Origin of the sequence: Paenarthrobacter sp. FR1 (genome assembly GCF_051106045.1) — a bacterium.
In the GTDB taxonomy this organism is placed as follows: domain Bacteria; phylum Actinomycetota; class Actinomycetes; order Actinomycetales; family Micrococcaceae; genus Arthrobacter; species Arthrobacter nitroguajacolicus_A.
In genome coordinates this window covers 67,177-84,013 of record NZ_JBPFSF010000007.1, presented here as the reverse complement: position 1 = coordinate 84,013, position 16,837 = coordinate 67,177, and the positions used below count along the sequence as shown (strand labels likewise).

Below are 16,837 nucleotides of genomic sequence, written 5' to 3'. Positions count from 1 at the left end.
GGTGAAGGGAGTTGGCGCCAGTCTAGTTAGCGCCCGGCAAGGGAGCCACCGATTCCGCCAACGCTGAAGTACTTATTCAGGGTGGCGAAGACGATGATCGGCGGAAGCATCATCACCACGGCCAACGCCATCACGGAGGTCCAGTCCGTGGCGTTCTGCTGGAAGAAGGATTGGACACCCATCGGCAGTGTGAAGATCTCGTTGGAGCGGAGGAACACGATGGCTACCAGGTAGTCGTTCCAGGCCAGCAGGAAGGCGAAGATGGCGGTGGAGAGGATGCCGGGCAATGAGTTCCGGAGCACCACTTTGGTGAAGGAACCGAACACCGAGCAGCCATCAATCCAGGACGCTTCTTCGAGGCTGATGGGGATGGAGTCGAAGTAGGCGGCCATCATCCAGGTGGCCACGGTCATGGTGGAGCCGACGTAGATGATGGTGATGCCCAGCAGGTTATCCACCAGGCCCATGCCTGCGAACAGGATGAACAGCGGAACAACGGAGGTGATGATCGGCAAGGACTGCATCACGAACAGCAGCAGGGAGTACCCGGACACGGCCTTGCTGCGGCCGCGGGAGAGGACGTAGCCGGCGGGCGCTGCCACAGCGACGGAAACCACCACGGTGGAAAGGGTGGTCACCAGGCTGTTCTGCAGCCACGTTGCGGCCAGCGTGCCGTTGAAGACATTGGCGAGGTTCTCGAAGGTGAGGCCGGTTGCCGTGCTGTTGACGCCGGGGGTGAAGGCCAGGACCACGGTGACCATGATGGGGACCAGGACGATCACAGTGATGGCCAGGATCAGGACGAAGCGCCACCAGCGTCCGCGCATGCCGGCTTCGGAGAGGACGCGGCGGGTCTTGCCCGTGTCTGCGATGCCGAGGGCCGGGCCGGATTCGGGGTGTGCGTGGAGTACAGCGCTCATTATTCGACGCTCGACTTTCGGATCTGGCGGTACAGGATGACGGAGATGACCACCAAGGTCATGGTCATGAGGAAGGCGATGGCCACGCCGGGGCCGGTGGCGAAGTCCTGGAAGACCGTGCGGTAGGCCAGCACCACCAAGGAGGTGGTGGCGCTGACGGGGCCGCCGCCAGTGAGCAGGTAAATGGTGGGGAAGTCGTTGACGCAGAAGATCGTCATGAGGATCCACGAGATGTAGGTGGAGCGGGCGATCAGCGGCAGGGTGATCTGGGTGAACTGCTGCCACTTGGAGGCGCCGTCCATGCTGGCTGCTTCGTAGACGGTGGTGTCAACGGACGCCAAGGCCGCGGAAATCATCATCATCATGAACGGGAAGCTGACCCAGACCTTGAACACCATGACGGTGATGGAGGCGAGCGTCGGATCTGCCAGGAACAGCGGGGTTCCAAAGCCGAGGCCACGGAAGATCGACGGAATGAGGCTGTCCGGGGTGGCCACGAGCCAGTTCCAGGCGGTGGATGAGACCACGATCGGTACCACCCACGGCAGGAGCAGCAGGACTTTGAAGGTGTTGCCGGCAGGGATTTTGGTCCGCAGCAGGAGGGCCACTCCCAGGCCGACGAGCCAGGAGCCGAACACGCCAACAATCGTGAACCAGAGCGTGAACTGCGCTGCTTTCCAGAACGCGGGCGAGGACAGGACGCTGGCGAAGTTCTCGCCGCCTACGAAGTTGCCGGTCTGGAGCAGGTCGCCGTCGTGGGTTGCCTGGACGGCGGCATGGATCAGGGGGTAGCCGTGGATCAGGACCAGCAGGACCACGGAAGGGAGCAGCAGCCAGAAGAAGGTCCGGGTGGTTTGTGCGCTGAGCTTGCTCTTGCGCCCCGGGGAGGCCCCCGAGCCGCCGGGGGCCAGCCCCCGGCGGGCCCGGGACAGGCCTGATGTAGCAGTGGTGGATGACATGGCAGGTACCGTTCTACTTCTTCAGGACCGATTCGAGGCCGGACTGGAAAGTCTGGAGCGCGGTCTTGGCGTCGGGTGCCTGGCCTGTCAGGATCGACTGGCTGAACTGGTTCAATGCCTGGCCGCCGTCGAGGGCTGCGAGGTTGGCGTTGAGCGTGCTGCCCTGGGCCGCGAAGGTCTTGGCAATGGGCTGCCAGTCCTTGACGATCTTCACGTTGTTGGGGTCGTCGGCGAACTCGGGGAGCTCGGTGATGGACTTGAACACCGGGAGGGCTGACATGAGCTTCTGCTTCCACAGTTCCTTGAGCTGGCCCAGGTAGTACACCAGGAACTCTTCCGAGGCTTCCTGCGACGGGGTGTTCTTGTACATCATGATGTTGTTCGGGAACACGATGGTGGCTTTGTCGCCGTGCGGGCCGGTGATGGGATCGGCCACCAGCAAGTCGCCGGACGTGTCACCAACGCGCTGCGGAACGTTGACCTGGAACAGCCCGAAGCCAGCCTTCCCGTCCTTCCACTGAGCCGACATGTTGTCCGTGGTGTAGCTGACGGCCGCGGGATCAACGATGCCGTTGGAGACGAGTTCACGGACGAATTCGATTGCTTCGACGTTACGGTCGTTGAGCAGGTCCAGTTCGCCGTCCTTGTTCCACACGCCGCCCCCGTTGTTGACCATCATCATGATCATGGAGTGGTTGCCGTAGTTATTGCCTGAGCCTGCTCCGGTGGCGAAGCCGAACGCACCAAGCTTCTTCAGCGCCTTGCCGGCTTCCAGCAGGGACGGCCAGTCAGTGGGCAGTGCCACGTTGGCCTTTTCAAACAGCGACTTCCGGTACCAGAACACGCGCATGTCCAGCTGCCACGGCACAGCCACATAGCCCTTGTCCGACTTGAACGGGTCCAGCACGCCGGGGAGGAAGTCGTCGAACTGGCCGTTGGACTTCAGCTTCTCAATGACCTTGTCCGCGTAAGCGATCTGGCCCTGCTGCTCGAACTGGAAGGCCTGGAAACCGCCGCCGGTGGATACGGCCGGGCCCGTCTTGGACGCGATGGCGGAGGAGAACGTTTGATAGAAGTTGTTCCACTGGATGATCTGGTAGTTGGCCTTGGCATTGTTCGCGCCGGCGAAGCCTTCAGCGATCTTCTTGGCGGAGTCGTTGTAGGCGGGCGTCGCCCATGGCATGTCCCAGAACTTGACGGTCCCACCGGCACCGCCGCCTCCGCTCTGGGTTGCTGAACCGCCACCGCAGGCGGCAAGGAGCGGCACTGAGGCTGCTGCTGCTGTCAGGCCAAGGAAATTGCGGCGGGAGAAGGGACGGGTAGCTGCTGACTGAACATTCATAGTGATTCCTTTCGGGACCGGCAACGCGATGGTGGCGTTGGTCTTCCGGTCCAGCTCAACTTTGAGTAGGGCAAACGGATACTGAATGGCTTGGTAGTGCTGTTGTGGTGGTAATTCAGGTGAGGGTTGCGATGGATTCCGAGGTTGCGGCGAAGCGCTGCAGATCGGAGGGGATGGTGCCGGCGTCGAGGTGTTCCTTGAGCCGGCGCCAGGTAGCGCGATGGGCGGATTCGTAGATGGTGGGAAGAAGCAGCTCGCCCTGCGGTCCGGTGACTCTGACCGTTGCCGGCCACGCAGCCACGGGTGCCGGCAGCGTGGCGCTGACACCGCCGTCGTCGGTCAACAGCGTGACGTTGACGCCCGCGGGCCGTGCGCCGGTCACGATGCCCTGCACTGCAACCGGCGCACTGTTGGCAAGCACCGCCGTCGCCGTGTAACCGTGCGGTCCGCGGGTAACCAGCCGGAGGTTCGCCAACGGTCCCGCCATGCGGACGACGGCGGAAAGATGGTCTGCGAGCAGCTCACCGATGTCGGTTCCCACCGGAGCGGTGGCGACGGTGTCGAGGACGGCGGCGCGGCCGGTCATGGAACGCATGGCGTCCTCGGCTGCCGGGAGGGCGGGGTTGGTCGCCCAGCGCTGGTCGAGGACCACCACGGCGGCGTTTCGTTGGGCGGTTGCCTGCAGGGATTCGGTGCTTTCCGGTGCCGGGTTCACCACCACCACTCCGCGGGCTCCCGCAGTGATGGCTTGTGCAGCGTCGGCGGTCCAGCCCGGACGGCCAGCGATGACGACGACGTCGGCTGCGTTTCCACCGACTGCCGGACCGAACGATTCGGGAAGGGACGCGACGGCAAGTGCCACGGCGCCGGCTTCCCGGGCCTCAGGCGTGGCCTGGACGGTGTACTGCTTGGTCTCCACGGGGGCGCTCATGCGTGGGCTCCTTCGGGGACGGCGGGCAAGGTTGTGTGCCGGGCGTCGAAGCGGGCAACCGTGGCATCTGCGATGTCCAAGGCGAACGTGAGGTCGTCGATGAGGGTCTGTGCGGGCGGTGGCTGCTTGGTGCCGGTGGCCAGGGCAGCGAGTTCACGCCACTCGCCTTCGTAGCCGTTGTGCTCGAAGGGGCCAAGGCTTGTGGTCACGGCACCGGTTGTCCCTCCGCTTTTCGAGAACGTCGCCACCGCGGAGCCGGCCTGGACGTAGGACGGAGTGAAGTCGATGCGGAGGGCGGCGTCGTCGGAAAAGGCCTCAAAGCTCCATTCAGGCTTCCAGGTGTTGTTCATGGCGGCACGGAGTTCGATGGTCCGGGTAGGGGTTCGCAGCGAGATGACGTAGCCAAACGGCCGGACATGGCGGGCCTCCAGCACTTCGATGTCCTTGAAGTCGGGCGTGAACCTGCGAATCAAGGGAAGGTCGTGGATTGCCAGTCCCATGATGCCGCCGCGGAGTGCGCCCTTGATGACCTCTGGGTCCGAGTAATCCGGGGAGCCGCCTGCTGGACGGGTGATGATCTCGGTGGCGAAGTCCTCAAATCGTGCGTTGGGCGGAAGGACGATGGAGGAGCGGATGGTGTGCGCGGTCTCGGGGAGGTCATCCCAGTTCTCCTGGGCAGCGAGCCAGCCGGGATCGAAGGTGTGCATGGCGCCCACAATGATCGGGACTCCGGTTTCCTCGCTGACGGCGGAGATCTGTGCGGCTTCTTCGGCGTTCATGGCGAACGGCTTCTCGCACAGGACCGCTTTCTTACCGGCTCGGCAAGCGACGATGACTTGTTCTGCATGGAACTGGTGCGGACTGCAGATGGCGACAATTTCCACCGCGGGGTCCCCAAGGAGGGCTTCGATGCTGGTGCTGTGGGCGGCCCCCACGCGGGCTGCGACTGACTCAGCCACGGCGGGGTCGACGTCCATGATGTGGCGGACGGTGAGGATGTCGCCCAAACGGGCGAGGGACGGCAAGTGGATGGCCTGGGTGACCGGGCCGGCGCCGAGGATGCCGACTCCCAAAGGGGCGACGTCTAGGTGGCTGGACAAGTTCAGTTACCTCTTCGTAAGCGGACTGGCTCTTGAGTGGAAGGGGAACTCGATGCTGCTGGGACTCATCATCGAGGGGCTTGCTGTGCTGCTCATCACAACCTAGGGGGACTTTTGTCGAGCGTCAAGCAAAAGTTGAAATATTGCCGACAAACTTCTGTTGCATGACACGCATAAGCAATCGTGCTTCACTAAAGGCATGACAACAGCCGCCGGAAACGACCCCGGAAATACCTCCGTCCTGGAGGCCGGCAATCTCTCGCGCGCTGGCGACCTCTTCCAACTTCTCCGCGACGGCCGAGCCCGCACCCGCGCCGAACTCGCCGTCACCACCGGGCTGGCCCGTTCCACCGTCGCGTCCCGCATTGACGCCCTCATCAATTCCGGTCTGGTTGGACCGGCCGGTGAGGCAACCTCCAGCGGCGGCAGGCCGCCGTCGCGCTTTGCCTTCAACCCCGCCGCGCGCGTCGTCCTGGCCGTCGACGTCGGAGCTACCCACGTGATTGTCGCCGTCACCGACCTCAGCGGAAGCATCCTCGCCGAGCGGCGGCTGGGCCAGGAAGTCGCCGACGGGCCGGAAGTCGTCCTGGGGCGCGTTGTCTCCGCCGGCCGTGAACTTCTCGCCGAAGCGGGCCGCGAACTTGGCGACCTCGCCGGCATGGGAATCGGACTGCCCGGCCCCGTGGAACACGACACCGGACGGCCGGTGAAGCCGCCGATCATGCCGGGGTGGGACGGATTCGACGTCGTCACGTACGTTCAGCGCTCGCTGCCCGTTCCGGTCTTGGTGGACAACGACGTCAACATCATGGCCCTGGGCGAACGAACCGCGTATTGGCCGGACCACCACAACTTTTTGTTCATCAAGGTAGCCACAGGCATTGGTGCGGGCATCATCAGCAGCGGTGAACTGCAGCGCGGAGCCAACGGCACCGCCGGCGACCTCGGCCATGTACGTGTGCCACGGGGCGACGACGTCCTCTGCCGGTGTGGCAACCACGGCTGCCTTGAAGCGCTCGCCTCAGGTCCCGCCGTCGCGCGTCAACTGCAGTCCCAGGGGCTGGAGGCTACCAACGGCGCTGACGTCCTGCGGCTGGTGGGCGAGGGGAATCTGCAGGCCATCCAGGCCCTGCGGCAGGCCGGACGCGACGTTGGCGATGTACTGGCAACCGTGGTCAACCTGCTCAATCCGTCCATGATCATCATCGGTGGCAGCGTGGGGGAGGCCGGTGAACACCTCGTGGCCGGCATCCGCGAAGTGGTCTATCGGCGCTCCCTGCCGCTGGCCACTACGCACTTGCGCATCGGTATTTCGATGGCCGGTGACCGCGCGGCCATCCTTGGTGCCAGTCAGATGGTCACCCAACACGTCCTGTCCCCGGCAGTGATTGAGGCCACGCTCCAAGCGACGGGATAAACGCCGTTGGGTGCAGCTTGGCAGCTGACGGCGTGATAGCAATGAAAGTGATGAAAACGCTTCCTGCCACCGTTCGCAGCACACCATGAGCCAATTCCTCGCCAAGATTCCCCGCGGCTGGCTGATCCTTGCCTGCATCGGCCTCATTGCCCTCAACATGCGCGGACCCTTCGTGGCCGTGGCGCCCGTGGTGGACCTGCTGCGGCAGGACCTGGGGTTCTCACCGGTGGAACTCGGGCTGCTGACCGGAATTCCGGTGCTCTGCTTCTCCCTCGCGTCCCCTTTGGCGTCGTTGGCAGGCCGCAGGCTGGGGGCTGAATTCGCCGTCATGCTCACTTTGCTGGGCGTGCTGGCCGGCGTGGTGATCCGCTCCAGCGGCGGGGGTGCGTTGGTGATGGCTGGAACGGTCATCATCGGCGTGGCCATCACCATCGGCAACATCGCGGTGCCGCTGATCATCCGGCGCGACTTCGCTCCCAGACGGCAGGCCACCGCGATGGGCGTATACACGGCCGCCCTGAACATCGGCTCCTTCCTCACCTCCGTGGCCACCGCGCCGCTGGCGGAGCTGGTGGGCTGGCGGCTTGCCCTGGCCGCGAGTGCCCTGCTGGCCTTGGCCGCGATCCTGTTCTGGGTGCCCACTGTCGGTGCACGGCGCGCGTTCGTTCCGGCGGCCGTGCCTGTTGCTCCTGCTTCCTCGTCCGGCGGCGTTGCGGGCGTCCGTTGGCTGACCGTGGGCCTGACTCTTGGCTTCGCGGGCCAGGCCTTCTCCTACTACGGCGTCACCGCGTGGTTGCCGAGCTTCCTGTCCGACGAACTCGCCATGGGCACCGCCGAAGCCGGCGCGGGCTCCTCGCTCTTCCAGATCTTCGCGATTGTGGGCGGCTTGGGCGTTCCGCTCCTGGCCCGCTTCGCCAGTACGACGACGGTGGCGGTCACCTTGAGCGCGCTGTGGCTGACGGTCCCCGTGGGTTTACTGCTGGCCCCTGGTTTCTGGTGGCTGTGGTCCTCGCTGGGCGGGGTTGCCCAGGGCGGTGGCATCACGGTGATCTTCATTGCCATCATCCAGTTCGCCCATTCACAGGCCGCCGCGGGGAAGATGTCCGCCGTGGTGCAGGGGGTGGGCTACTGCTTCGCCGCCCTGGCTCCCACCATTGTTGGGTACGTGCACAGTGTGTCCGACGGCTGGACGGTGCCGCTCTTCGTGATCCTCGGCTCGGTGCTCGCGTTCTGCGTGTGCACCACGTTGTCCGTGCGCTGGGTGGCCCGGCAGCGCTAGGTCGCTGCGCGGCGGGCGGGTTTGCCCCTTCCGCCGCCGATTCGGGGGTTCCCTGCGGAGGATGCCGTTCGCACGGCATCCTGTGCAGCGAAACCCCGAACCGGGAGGTCCTGAGCATGGAAATGCCCCGGTGCTGGGCTGCCTCCCCGACGGTCGGGGTCACTTGTTGCGAAGAGTGCAGGCAGCCCAGCGTCGGGGCTTGGTTCGTCGCTGCTAGGCGGCGACGAGTTCCTCCTCCGTGGCCTCTTCACGGGCCTCGGTGAGGAAGCGGGCGTACGCAGGAATGGTCAGGAACGTGGGGAACTCCTCGGCCAGTGTGACTTCCTCGAAGATGGCGCGGGCATCAGCGAAGCGGTCGCCGTCGAAGCGTTCCAGGCGGGCGAATTCCTCGTCCAACAGGTCCTCCACCCATTCACGGGTGATGATGTCGCCGTTCTCGACGATGGCGTGGGAGTGGATCCACTGCCACAGCTGGGACCGGGAGATCTCCGCGGTGGCGGCGTCCTCCATGAGGTTGTGGATGGCCACAGCCCCGTTGCCCCGCAGCCAAGACTCGATGTAGCGGATGCCCACCTCGATGTTCAGCCGAACCCCGGACTCCGTGATGGTGCCCTCGGTGCTGGCGATGTCGATGAGTGCGCGGTCATCCGGCGTGACGTCCTCGCGGCTGCGGTCCAGCTGGTTGGGGCGGTCTCCAAGAACCTCATCGAAGACCGAGCGGCATACCGGCACCAGGTCCGGGTGCGCCACCCAGGAGCCGTCGAAACCGTCGTTGGCTTCGCGGGTCTTGTCCGCACGGACCTTCTCGAACGACGCCGTGTTGGCCGCCTCGTCCTTCCGGTTCGGGACCGCTGCTGCCATGCCCCCAATTGCCATGGCACCGCGGCGGTGGCAAGCCCGGACCAACTGTTCGGTGTAGGCCCGCATGAACGGCTGGGTCATGGTTACCTGGCCGCGGTCCGGGAGCACGAAGCGCGGACCCCGGGTGCGGAAGTTCTTGATCAGGGAGAAGATGTAGTCCCAGCGCCCGGCATTCAAGCCGCTCGCGTGGTCGCGCAGTTCGTACAGGATCTCCTCCATCTCGAAGGCTGCCGTGATGGTTTCGATCAACACCGTGGCGCGGATGGTGCCCTGCGGAATGCCGAGCAGATCCTGTGCCAGGACGAAAATGTCATTCCACAAGCGGGCTTCGAGGTGGTTCTCGATCTTCGGCAGGTAGAAGTACGGGCCTTTGCCCTGAGCGAGCAGGCGGCGGGCGTTGTGGAAGAAGAACAGGCCGAAGTCCACGATGCCGCCGGCGATCGGCTTGCCGTCGATCAGCATGTGCTTCTCCGGCAGGTGCCAGCCACGCGGGCGGACCACGATGGTGGGCAGGTCCTCGGCCGACTTGAGCTTGTATTCCTTGCCCTCAGGGGTGGTGAAATCGATCCGGCGTTCCAAGGCGTCCGTCAGGTTCAACTGCCCCTGGATGACGTTTCGCCACGTCGGCGTGGACGAATCCTCCATGTCGGCCAGCCACACCTTGGCGCCGGAGTTCAGGGCGTTGATGGTCATCTTCTTGTCCACCGGACCGGTGATCTCGACGCGACGATCCTCCAAGCCCGGAGCCGGGGGAGCCACGCGCCAGGACGGATCGTTCCGGATTGCCTCAGTCTGCGGCAGGAAACGGGGATCCTGGCCGCTGGAAATCTGGTTGCGGCGTGCATGCCGCGCTTGCATCAGCTCCTGACGACGATCAGCCGTAGCCCGGTGCAGTTGGCCGATGAACTCCAAAGCGTCCGGCGTGAGGACCTCGTTCTGCCGGCAAATGGGCTGCGCGGTCAAGGTAATGCCATTGATAGTGAAGTTGTCAGTGAAGCTGTTCATGGGAATGTCCTTTCAAGGTCCCAACTGACTGGCAGTAGTGGTTGTTCTGAGCCTTCAAAACAACCACTACTGCTATCTAGTTGGGCAAGTTCTTAGTGGAATTGGCCTTCTTCGGTGGATCCCACCAGGGCCAAAGTGGATGCGTTCGGGTTGAGCGCGGTCGCGATGTCGTCGAAGTAGCCGGTGCCGACTTCGCGCTGGTGCTTGGTGGCGGTGTAGCCGCGGGACTCGGAGGCGAATTCCTTTTCCTGGAGCTCGACGTAGGCGCTCATGCCTTCACGTGCGTAGCCGTGGGCGAGGTCGAACATCGAGTAGTTCAGGGCGTGGAAGCCGGCCAAAGTGATGAACTGGAACGTGAAGCCCATGGCACCGAGTTCGCGCTGGAACTTGGCGATGGTGGTGTCGTCCAGGTGCTTGCGCCAGTTGAAGGACGGGGAGCAGTTGTAGGAGAGCATCTGGTCCGGGAACTCGGCCTTGACCGATTCGGCGAACTTGCGGGCCAGCTCCAGGTCCGGGGTGCCGGTCTCCATCCAGATGAGGTCGGAGTACGGTGCGTAGGCCTTGGCACGGGCGATGCAGGGTTCGATGCCGTTGCGGACCTTGTAGAAGCCCTCGGCGGTACGTTCACCGGTGATGAATTCCTGGTCCCGCTCGTCGACGTCGGAGGTGATCAGCGTTGCTGCCTCGGCGTCGGTGCGGGCGATGACCACCGTGGGGGTGCCGGCGACGTCGGCTGCCAGGCGGGCTGCGTTCAGGGTCCGGATGTGCTGCTGGGTGGGGATCAGCACCTTGCCGCCCAGGTGGCCGCACTTCTTTTCCGAAGCGAGCTGGTCTTCCCAGTGAACGCCCGAGGCGCCGGCGGTAATCATGGATTTCATGAGTTCGTAGGCGTTCAGCGGGCCACCGAAGCCGGCTTCAGCGTCGGCGACGATCGGGACAAGCCAGTCTTCAACGGTCTTGACGCCTTCGGCATACTCGATCTGGTCTGCGCGGAGCAGGGCGTTGTTGATGCGGCGGACAACCTGGGGTACCGAGTTGGCCGGGTACAGGGACTGGTCCGGGTAGGTCTGGCCCGAGAGGTTGGCGTCAGCGGCCACCTGCCAACCGGAAAGGTAGATGGCGCGGAGGCCGGCCTTGACCTGCTGCACGGCCTGGTTGCCGGTCAGTGCGCCCAAGGCGTTGGTGTAGCCGCCGGTGGGAGCTTCCTCGGTGAGCTGCTTCCAGAGCTTCTCCGAACCGCGCCGGGCCAGGGTGTGCTCTTCGGAGACGCGGCCACGGAGGCGGACGACGTCGGAAGCCGAGTAATCACGGGTGACGCCTTCCCACCGCGGGTTGGCGGACCATTCGAGTTCCAGCGCTGCTGCCTGCTCGCTTGCTGTCTCCTGTGTGGAGTGCTGTTCTGCTGGTTCAAACGATGCGGTCATTGCATGTCTCCTAATAATCCAAGCGGGGCTCCCCGGGCCGGCCTCCGCTGCACCTTTGCTGCATCGGCCGGCTTACCCGGGGTCTGTATTTCTTTTTCGTAAGACCTACTTTTCTGCACTTCCAAGAGGGTTGCTAGAGGAAAACTATGGAAAGAAATGCACTTCTTCGCGTATTCTCAAGAAATGTCGCCTGTGAGCTGGAATCGTGAAGTCGCGTCGCCGTCGTTGTCCCCTGCGTCCCCCGAACTGGACGTCATCAGCCTTGGCCGCCGCGTGCGCCATCTGCGCAAGCAGGCGGGGCTGACGCTCGATGACCTGAGTGCCGCCGTCGGGACCGCTCCAAGCCAGCTGAGCCTGATCGAAAACGGCAAGCGCGAACCCAAACTGGGGCTGCTGCAGCAGCTTGCTGCCTCCCTCAACGTGAGCATCGATCAGCTGCTCGGGGCCGAACCGCCCAGCCGTCGCGCTGCCCTGGAAATAGAGCTGGAGCGGTACCAGCGCGGACCGCTCTACGAATCGTTGAACCTGCCCAAAATCCGCATCAGCTCGCGGCTTCCGCTGGATGTGCTGGAGTCGCAGGTGGGGCTGCTTCAGGAGCTCGAACGCAAACTTAATGAGCAAGTCGCGACGCCGGAAGAGGCCCGCCGCGCGAACGGCGAGTTGCGTGCCATGATGCGTGAGCGCGGTAACTATTTCCCCGAGTATGAAGCCGAAGCGCAGAAGGTCCTCAAGGGGGTTGGTTACACCACGGGTCCGTTGAGCCAGCACGTCATTGCAGACATCGCTGAGAACCTTGGTTTCAGCCTGCATCACGTGGGCGATCTGCCACATTCCACGCGGTCGGTGACTGACTTGAAGAACCGCAGAATTTATCTGACGCAGAACCAGCGCCAGGATCACGACCCCCGCTCAGTCCTGCTTCAGGCCCTGGGTCACTATGTCCTGGGGCATGAAACTCCGCGTAACTACGGCGATTTCCTGGCGCAGCGGGTGGCCACCAACTACTTCGCTGCGGCATTGCTGCTGCCCGAGCAGGCCACGGTGGAGTTCCTCCAAAAGGCCAAGGCCGCCAAGGAGATCGCAGTGGAGGACATCCGCGACGCCTTCGCCGTGTCCTACGAAACAGCTGCGCACCGGTTCACGAACCTCGCCACCAAGCACCTGGGCATCACCACACACTTCCAGAAGACGCACCAATCCGGCATCATCTACAAGGCCTACGAGAACGATGGCGTGACCTTCCCGCAGGACCACACCGGGGCGATCGAGGGGCAGCCGTCGTGCAAGGCATGGACCTCGCGGGCCGTTTTCGATGTGCCGGACAAGTTCAGCGCCTACAGCCAGTACACGGATACGCCGTCGGGCACGTACTGGTGCACGGCCCGTACGGAGCGCTCCGCAGCCGGGGAGTTTTCGCTGAGTATTGGTGTGCCGTACCAGCACGTGAAGTGGTTCCGTGGCCGGGAAACGACTGCCCGTGCCACATCCAACTGCCCGGACCCGAACTGCTGCAAGCGGCCCCCGGCTTCTTTGGCGAACGAGTGGGCCGGTAACGCGTGGCCCTCCGCCCGGGCCCACTCGCACCTGCTCGCAGCCATGCCTCCGGGTGCGTTCCCCGGCGTGGACGAGACCGAGGTGTACTCCTTCCTTGCGGCGCACTCCGAGCGCTGACGCTCTCTCACATTCCAGCAGCATTTGGCGATCCCTCTCTCACATCGCGTGTGCCTGAGTTTGGGCTCTCGAGAGGCAGCCCTCGCAGAAAGGTTCGGTGCATGGCTGCGGACCACCGGGTTGCGACTGATTCGAGCGACACTTGACTCTGACACTGTGGAAGGCGGGAGAACTAAGACATGTTATCCATCGGAGCTTTCGCGCAGATCGGGCAGGTGACCCACCGCATGCTTCGGCATTGGGATGCCGCAGGTCTGCTCGTGCCAACTCACGTGGACGAGTACAGCGGCTACAGATCCTATGATCCTTCTCAACTTGAGCGTCTGCATCGAATCGTTGCCCTGCGCCAGCTTGGTTTCGGTCTCAATGACATTTCGTCGATTCTTGACCAAGGCGTCGAGGCTGATCGCATCGCAGCTCTGTTGCGGATCCGCCGCGCAGAGGTGGAGCAGGAACATCAGATCGCTGCTGGCCGTCTCCTTGACGTGCAACGGCGGCTCCATCTCATCGAGAAAGAGAATCACATGTCCCAGATCGAAATTATCGAGAAACCCCTGCCCGGCGTCCGTCTCGCAGCCCGCCGCGCGGTCGTAGCAGACCAACCTGAGGTCGCCGGTATCGTGGGCCCCTCCTTTGACGCTGTTGCCGAGATTATCGGCGATGAGTGTGGGGTTCTGACAACGCCGGTCGCGCAGTACCAGACCGTTGAAGAGGGCCTGCAGATCATTGCCGGCTACGCCTATGGGGGTCCCGCAGGTGAAGGCTTCGAGATCATCGAACTTCCCGCCGTGGAAACTGCTGTTTGCGGGGTCCATCTGGGCTCCATGGACCACATTGCCGAGAGCTGGCAGGCTCTCCACGCTGAGATATTCGCGCGGGGGCTTGTCCATTCAGGGCCATGCCGGGAACTGTATGTCCGAGCGATTTCAGAGGATCAGTCCGACTGGGTTACCGAGTTGCAGCAGCCTGTTCGCCGCGTCTAAGGCAATCCATGGTTCTTCCCATTGCTCGAATTGGAGATCCTTGCAGGGGGTAGGGCGCCCGTGGAGGATCACCCGCCCGTGGCTGGTCGAGGTGGCTTTGAATCAACACCTTGAATAAACGAGGGGCAGGAGTGGGGATCAGCGGACCAGCCGCTGCACCAGCACCGCTGCGGCGTTGACTACCTCGTCCGCCTCGCGCTTGGTGGCACTCAATGCCACTTCCTGGCCCGACACCGTCACGATGTCCGTGATCACGGCAACGGTGAGCCGGCCCAAGGTGTCGTCACTGGTCCCGAGGAGTACCGAATTTTGGCGGACCCACTCGCGTCCGCGTTCGCGCCGCAAAACCTCGAAGCCCGGGGGAGTGTCGCCTTCAATGAACACCCGCTCCAGCTCCCGGTGCTTCCAGGTGTAGTCGAAGTAGCTGCGGCTGCCCACGTTGAAGAGCGCCAGGGGATCGTTTTCGCCGGCCTTGCGGGCTTTGGCCACGGCCGCTGCAACGAGTCTCTCGTGCTCGTTTTGGTAGTCGTCCCACAGGGCAAGGAAGAGCTCGGTCTTGCCGCCGAAGTGGTGGTAGAGGCTGCCGACGCTCGACCCTGCGCGGGAAACGATGTCGGAGATGCTCGCGTCGGTGAAGCCATGTTCGACGAACACTTCGGTGGCCGCGTCCAACAGGGTGCGCTGGGTTGCCGCGGTGCGGGTCCACTGCCAGGAGCCCGCGTTGCTGGCAACGTCGGAGGTCTTGCGGACCATGGTGATGCTCCTCCCGCAGTCAGGACGAAGACCGGAGTGTCGACCCCGGCTATTTTTGGAATCCTACCCTCGGAAGAATCCACATAGCCAGCAGCAAGCCTTGACGGACCTATGAATCAGAGGAAATAATTCTGGAAGTCTGTTCTAGAAATACATGTTGCGGCATGTATCCGAATGCTGCGATTTTTGACGTCGGACGCCCCGAAACCCGGGTGCCGTTTTCACCGTCGGGCTGCAACTGGTTGAATCGCTATATAGCGCCAACTGGTCGCAGCCAAACAAGCCAGAGAGGAACGCGGCCTGATGTCCGTTTCAAGCAAGTCGTCCGGGATCACGTCGAACAGGTGGTTCAAGCCCGTCGTCGTCACCGCAGGAGCTTTGGTGGTGGCCCTGATCCTGGTGCTCGTCGCGCAATGGCTGCGGACCCTTCAACCGGTCCAGCAATTCCTGGTGGACTACCCCGGGCACTCGGCAGTTCCTGAAGGCACTCCCACTGGCTTCCCCGCCTGGCTGGGGTGGCAACACTTCCTGAACATGTTCTTCATCGTCCTGATCATCCGGTCGGGGTGGCAAGTGCGGACCACCACGCGTCCGGCCGCAAACTGGACCCGGAACAACAAGGGCTTCATCAAGACCAAGAACCCGCCAACCAAGATCAGCCTGGATCTGTGGTTCCACCTGACGCTGGATGCCCTCTGGGTTCTGAACGGCATCATCTTCATCGTGCTGCTCTTCGCCACCGGCCAATGGTTGAGGATCGTCCCCACCACCTGGGATGTCTTCCCCAACGCCATCTCAGCGGGACTGCAGTACGCTTCGCTGAACTGGCCAGTCGAGAACGGCTGGAACAACTACAACAGCCTCCAGCTCCTGACCTACTTCATCACGGTGTTCATCGCAGCACCTTTGGCCATCATTACCGGCCTTCGGATGTCCGGTGCATGGCCCAAGAGGGCCGCAATCAACAAGTTCTACCCGATCGAACTGGCCCGCAAGATCCACTTCCCGGTGATGATCTACTTCGTTGCCTTCGTGATCGTCCACGTGACACTGGTGCTGGCCACGGGCGCGCTGAGAAACCTCAACCATATGTACGCCTCGAACGACGACAACAACAGCTGGTGGGGGTTCGGTATCTTCGCGGCTTCGATCATCTTCACGGCGGCAGCCTGGTTCCTTGCCCGCCCGCTGTTCCTCCGACCCATCGCCTCGCTCATGGGTAAGGTCTCGCGCTGACCCGCACGTAAAGAACCCGCACGCAAGAACCCGCACGCAAAGAAACAGCCGCCCCGGAAGCGATCCGGGGCGGCTGTTCTCGTTGTGCAAGAGCTAGGACAAAGCGCCGCCCTGCCACAGAGCATCAAAGGGGGCCCCGGAGGATACACGGTTCTTGATGCCCGCCGTCACAAAAGCCTTCGCCGTACGAGCTGCTTCCAGCGGCGTTGCGCCCTTGGCCAGCTCGGCGGTCACTGCGGCAGCCAGCGAGCATCCGGCGCCGGACACGGCAACCTCGCCCACCTTCGCTGCCCGCAGAACTTCCAGCGTCTCGCCGTCGTAGTAAACGTCGACGGCGTCCGGGCCTTCCAGCCGCACCCCGCCCTTGGCGAGGACTGCTGCGCCGCTGATCTCGTGGATACGGATGGCGGCAGCCTTGAGCGACTCTTCATCGGTAATGGTCAGCCCTGACAGGGACTCGGCCTCGAAATGGTTCGGCGTGACGAAGGTTGCCAGCGGCAGGATCTGCGCCTTCAAAGCCTGGTCGGTGTCCAGTGCGTGGCCCGGCTCCTGGCCCTTGCAGATCAACACGGGATCCAGAACCACGTGCTTGAACGAGCCGTCCGTCAAGGCCTTCTCTACGGTGCTGATGGTTGCCGGGCTTCCGAGCATGCCAATCTTCACGGTATCCAGCACCGACGGTGCGCCGGAAGCGGCACCGTAGGCCGCCGTCGTGGCTTCCAACTGGTCCGCGATGACCTGCTGGTCCACCGGCACAAAGCGGTGGTTCCAGTTGTCCTGCGGGTTAAAGGAAACGATGCACGTGAGGTTCGCGATGCCGAACACTCCGAGTTCCTGGAAAGTCTTGAGGTCCGCCTGCGCGCCGGCGCCACCGGTCGCTTCGGAGCCGGCAATGGTCAGGGCAATGGCAGGGGCAACGGCTGAAGTCATGGTTTCCATTTTGCCAGTTGCCCTGC

At 63.5% G+C, this 16,837-nt stretch carries 14 protein-coding genes; 5 read left to right on the top strand and 9 right to left on the bottom strand.

The annotated features are described in order from the left end of the window. Positions 1 to 26: 26 nt before the first annotated feature. The 5 genes from ACR30Z_RS14770 to ACR30Z_RS14750 form a co-directional block, all read right to left on the bottom strand. The gene (locus tag ACR30Z_RS14770; RefSeq protein ID WP_144650255.1) at positions 27 to 920 is read right to left on the bottom strand and encodes a carbohydrate ABC transporter permease; all 894 of its coding nucleotides are present in this window, start codon (positions 918 to 920) and stop codon (positions 27 to 29) included. Further along, positions 920 to 1,879, bottom strand: coding sequence for a carbohydrate ABC transporter permease (locus tag ACR30Z_RS14765; protein ID WP_434373268.1), 960 nt, complete (start codon positions 1,877 to 1,879; stop codon positions 920 to 922). The genes ACR30Z_RS14770 and ACR30Z_RS14765 overlap by 1 nt, the downstream gene beginning before the upstream one ends. A gap of 13 nt (positions 1,880 to 1,892) precedes the next feature. After that, complete coding sequence (locus tag ACR30Z_RS14760) at positions 1,893 to 3,221, bottom strand: ABC transporter substrate-binding protein (protein ID WP_434373266.1); 1,329 nt, start codon at positions 3,219 to 3,221, stop codon at positions 1,893 to 1,895. Positions 3,222 to 3,336: 115 nt separating this feature from the next. Then, complete coding sequence (locus ACR30Z_RS14755) at positions 3,337 to 4,152, bottom strand: hypothetical protein (RefSeq protein WP_434373264.1); 816 nt, start codon at positions 4,150 to 4,152, stop codon at positions 3,337 to 3,339. Next, a complete protein-coding gene (locus ACR30Z_RS14750; protein WP_434373262.1) occupies positions 4,149 to 5,252 on the bottom strand; it encodes a Gfo/Idh/MocA family protein in 1,104 nt (367 codons plus the stop codon). Before ACR30Z_RS14750 ends, ACR30Z_RS14755 begins: the two co-directional genes overlap by 4 nt. 199 nt (positions 5,253 to 5,451) lie before the next feature. Here ACR30Z_RS14750 and ACR30Z_RS14745 point away from each other — a divergent pair, with 199 nt between their 5' ends. Next, positions 5,452 to 6,669 (top strand): ROK family transcriptional regulator, encoded by a 1,218-nt coding sequence (locus ACR30Z_RS14745; protein WP_144650266.1) that lies wholly within the window; start codon positions 5,452 to 5,454, stop codon positions 6,667 to 6,669. 85 nt (positions 6,670 to 6,754) lie between these two features. Further along, complete coding sequence (locus ACR30Z_RS14740) at positions 6,755 to 7,948, top strand: MFS transporter (protein WP_144650267.1); 1,194 nt, start codon at positions 6,755 to 6,757, stop codon at positions 7,946 to 7,948. Between the two features lie 213 nt (positions 7,949 to 8,161). Here the strand turns inward: ACR30Z_RS14740 and aceB are convergent, their stop codons facing one another. Beyond that, positions 8,162 to 9,814, bottom strand: a complete 1,653-nt coding sequence (gene aceB / locus ACR30Z_RS14735) for a malate synthase A (protein ID WP_144650269.1) — start codon at positions 9,812 to 9,814, stop codon at positions 8,162 to 8,164. Positions 9,815 to 9,906: 92 nt separating this feature from the next. Further along, positions 9,907 to 11,238 carry an isocitrate lyase gene (gene aceA, locus ACR30Z_RS14730; protein ID WP_144650270.1) on the bottom strand — a complete coding sequence of 444 codons (1,332 nt, stop codon included), beginning with the start codon at positions 11,236 to 11,238 and terminating at the stop codon, positions 9,907 to 9,909. 156 nt (positions 11,239 to 11,394) lie between these two features. On the opposite strand from aceA, the gene ACR30Z_RS14725 reads away from it, so the two are divergent. Both ACR30Z_RS14725 and ACR30Z_RS14720 read left to right on the top strand, forming a co-directional pair. Beyond that, positions 11,395 to 12,909, top strand: a complete 1,515-nt coding sequence (locus ACR30Z_RS14725; RefSeq protein ID WP_020608529.1) for an XRE family transcriptional regulator — start codon at positions 11,395 to 11,397, stop codon at positions 12,907 to 12,909. 179 nt (positions 12,910 to 13,088) lie between these two features. Then, positions 13,089 to 13,892 carry a MerR family transcriptional regulator gene (locus tag ACR30Z_RS14720; protein WP_434373261.1) on the top strand — a complete coding sequence of 268 codons (804 nt, stop codon included), beginning with the start codon at positions 13,089 to 13,091 and terminating at the stop codon, positions 13,890 to 13,892. 138 nt (positions 13,893 to 14,030) lie between these two features. Here the strand turns inward: ACR30Z_RS14720 and ACR30Z_RS14715 are convergent, their stop codons facing one another. Continuing rightward, positions 14,031 to 14,645 carry a TetR/AcrR family transcriptional regulator gene (locus ACR30Z_RS14715; RefSeq protein WP_144650276.1) on the bottom strand — a complete coding sequence of 205 codons (615 nt, stop codon included), beginning with the start codon at positions 14,643 to 14,645 and terminating at the stop codon, positions 14,031 to 14,033. Positions 14,646 to 14,948: 303 nt separating this feature from the next. Between ACR30Z_RS14715 and ACR30Z_RS14710 the strand changes: the two genes are divergently transcribed. Then, the gene (locus ACR30Z_RS14710; protein WP_434373260.1) at positions 14,949 to 15,881 is read left to right on the top strand and encodes a cytochrome b/b6 domain-containing protein; all 933 of its coding nucleotides are present in this window, start codon (positions 14,949 to 14,951) and stop codon (positions 15,879 to 15,881) included. Between the two features lie 93 nt (positions 15,882 to 15,974). Here ACR30Z_RS14710 and ACR30Z_RS14705 read toward each other — a convergent pair whose 3' ends face one another. Further along, positions 15,975 to 16,811: a hydroxymethylpyrimidine/phosphomethylpyrimidine kinase gene (locus ACR30Z_RS14705; protein WP_434373259.1), complete on the bottom strand. Its 837-nt coding sequence runs from the start codon at positions 16,809 to 16,811 to the stop codon at positions 15,975 to 15,977. Positions 16,812 to 16,837: the final 26 nt, after the last annotated feature.

What these genes read in the sequence shown, in the direction of transcription:
- ACR30Z_RS14715 (WP_144650276.1), bottom strand. Translation starts at nt 14,645, where the DNA reads ATGGTCCGCAAGACCTCCGACGTTGCCAGCAACGCGGGCTCCTGGCAG.
- ACR30Z_RS14745 (WP_144650266.1), top strand. Translation starts at nt 5,452, where the DNA reads ATGACAACAGCCGCCGGAAACGACCCCGGAAATACCTCCGTCCTGGAG.
- ACR30Z_RS14755 (WP_434373264.1), bottom strand. Translation starts at nt 4,152, where the DNA reads ATGAGCGCCCCCGTGGAGACCAAGCAGTACACCGTCCAGGCCACGCCT.
- aceA (WP_144650270.1), bottom strand. Translation starts at nt 11,238, where the DNA reads ATGACCGCATCGTTTGAACCAGCAGAACAGCACTCCACACAGGAGACA.
- ACR30Z_RS14740 (WP_144650267.1), top strand. Translation starts at nt 6,755, where the DNA reads ATGAGCCAATTCCTCGCCAAGATTCCCCGCGGCTGGCTGATCCTTGCC.
- ACR30Z_RS14710 (WP_434373260.1), top strand. Translation starts at nt 14,949, where the DNA reads ATGTCCGTTTCAAGCAAGTCGTCCGGGATCACGTCGAACAGGTGGTTC.
- ACR30Z_RS14705 (WP_434373259.1), bottom strand. Translation starts at nt 16,811, where the DNA reads ATGACTTCAGCCGTTGCCCCTGCCATTGCCCTGACCATTGCCGGCTCC.
- aceB (WP_144650269.1), bottom strand. Translation starts at nt 9,814, where the DNA reads ATGAACAGCTTCACTGACAACTTCACTATCAATGGCATTACCTTGACC.
- ACR30Z_RS14770 (WP_144650255.1), bottom strand. Translation starts at nt 920, where the DNA reads ATGAGCGCTGTACTCCACGCACACCCCGAATCCGGCCCGGCCCTCGGC.
- ACR30Z_RS14720 (WP_434373261.1), top strand. Translation starts at nt 13,089, where the DNA reads ATGTTATCCATCGGAGCTTTCGCGCAGATCGGGCAGGTGACCCACCGC.
- ACR30Z_RS14760 (WP_434373266.1), bottom strand. Translation starts at nt 3,221, where the DNA reads ATGAATGTTCAGTCAGCAGCTACCCGTCCCTTCTCCCGCCGCAATTTC.
- ACR30Z_RS14765 (WP_434373268.1), bottom strand. Translation starts at nt 1,879, where the DNA reads ATGTCATCCACCACTGCTACATCAGGCCTGTCCCGGGCCCGCCGGGGG.
- ACR30Z_RS14725 (WP_020608529.1), top strand. Translation starts at nt 11,395, where the DNA reads ATGCACTTCTTCGCGTATTCTCAAGAAATGTCGCCTGTGAGCTGGAAT.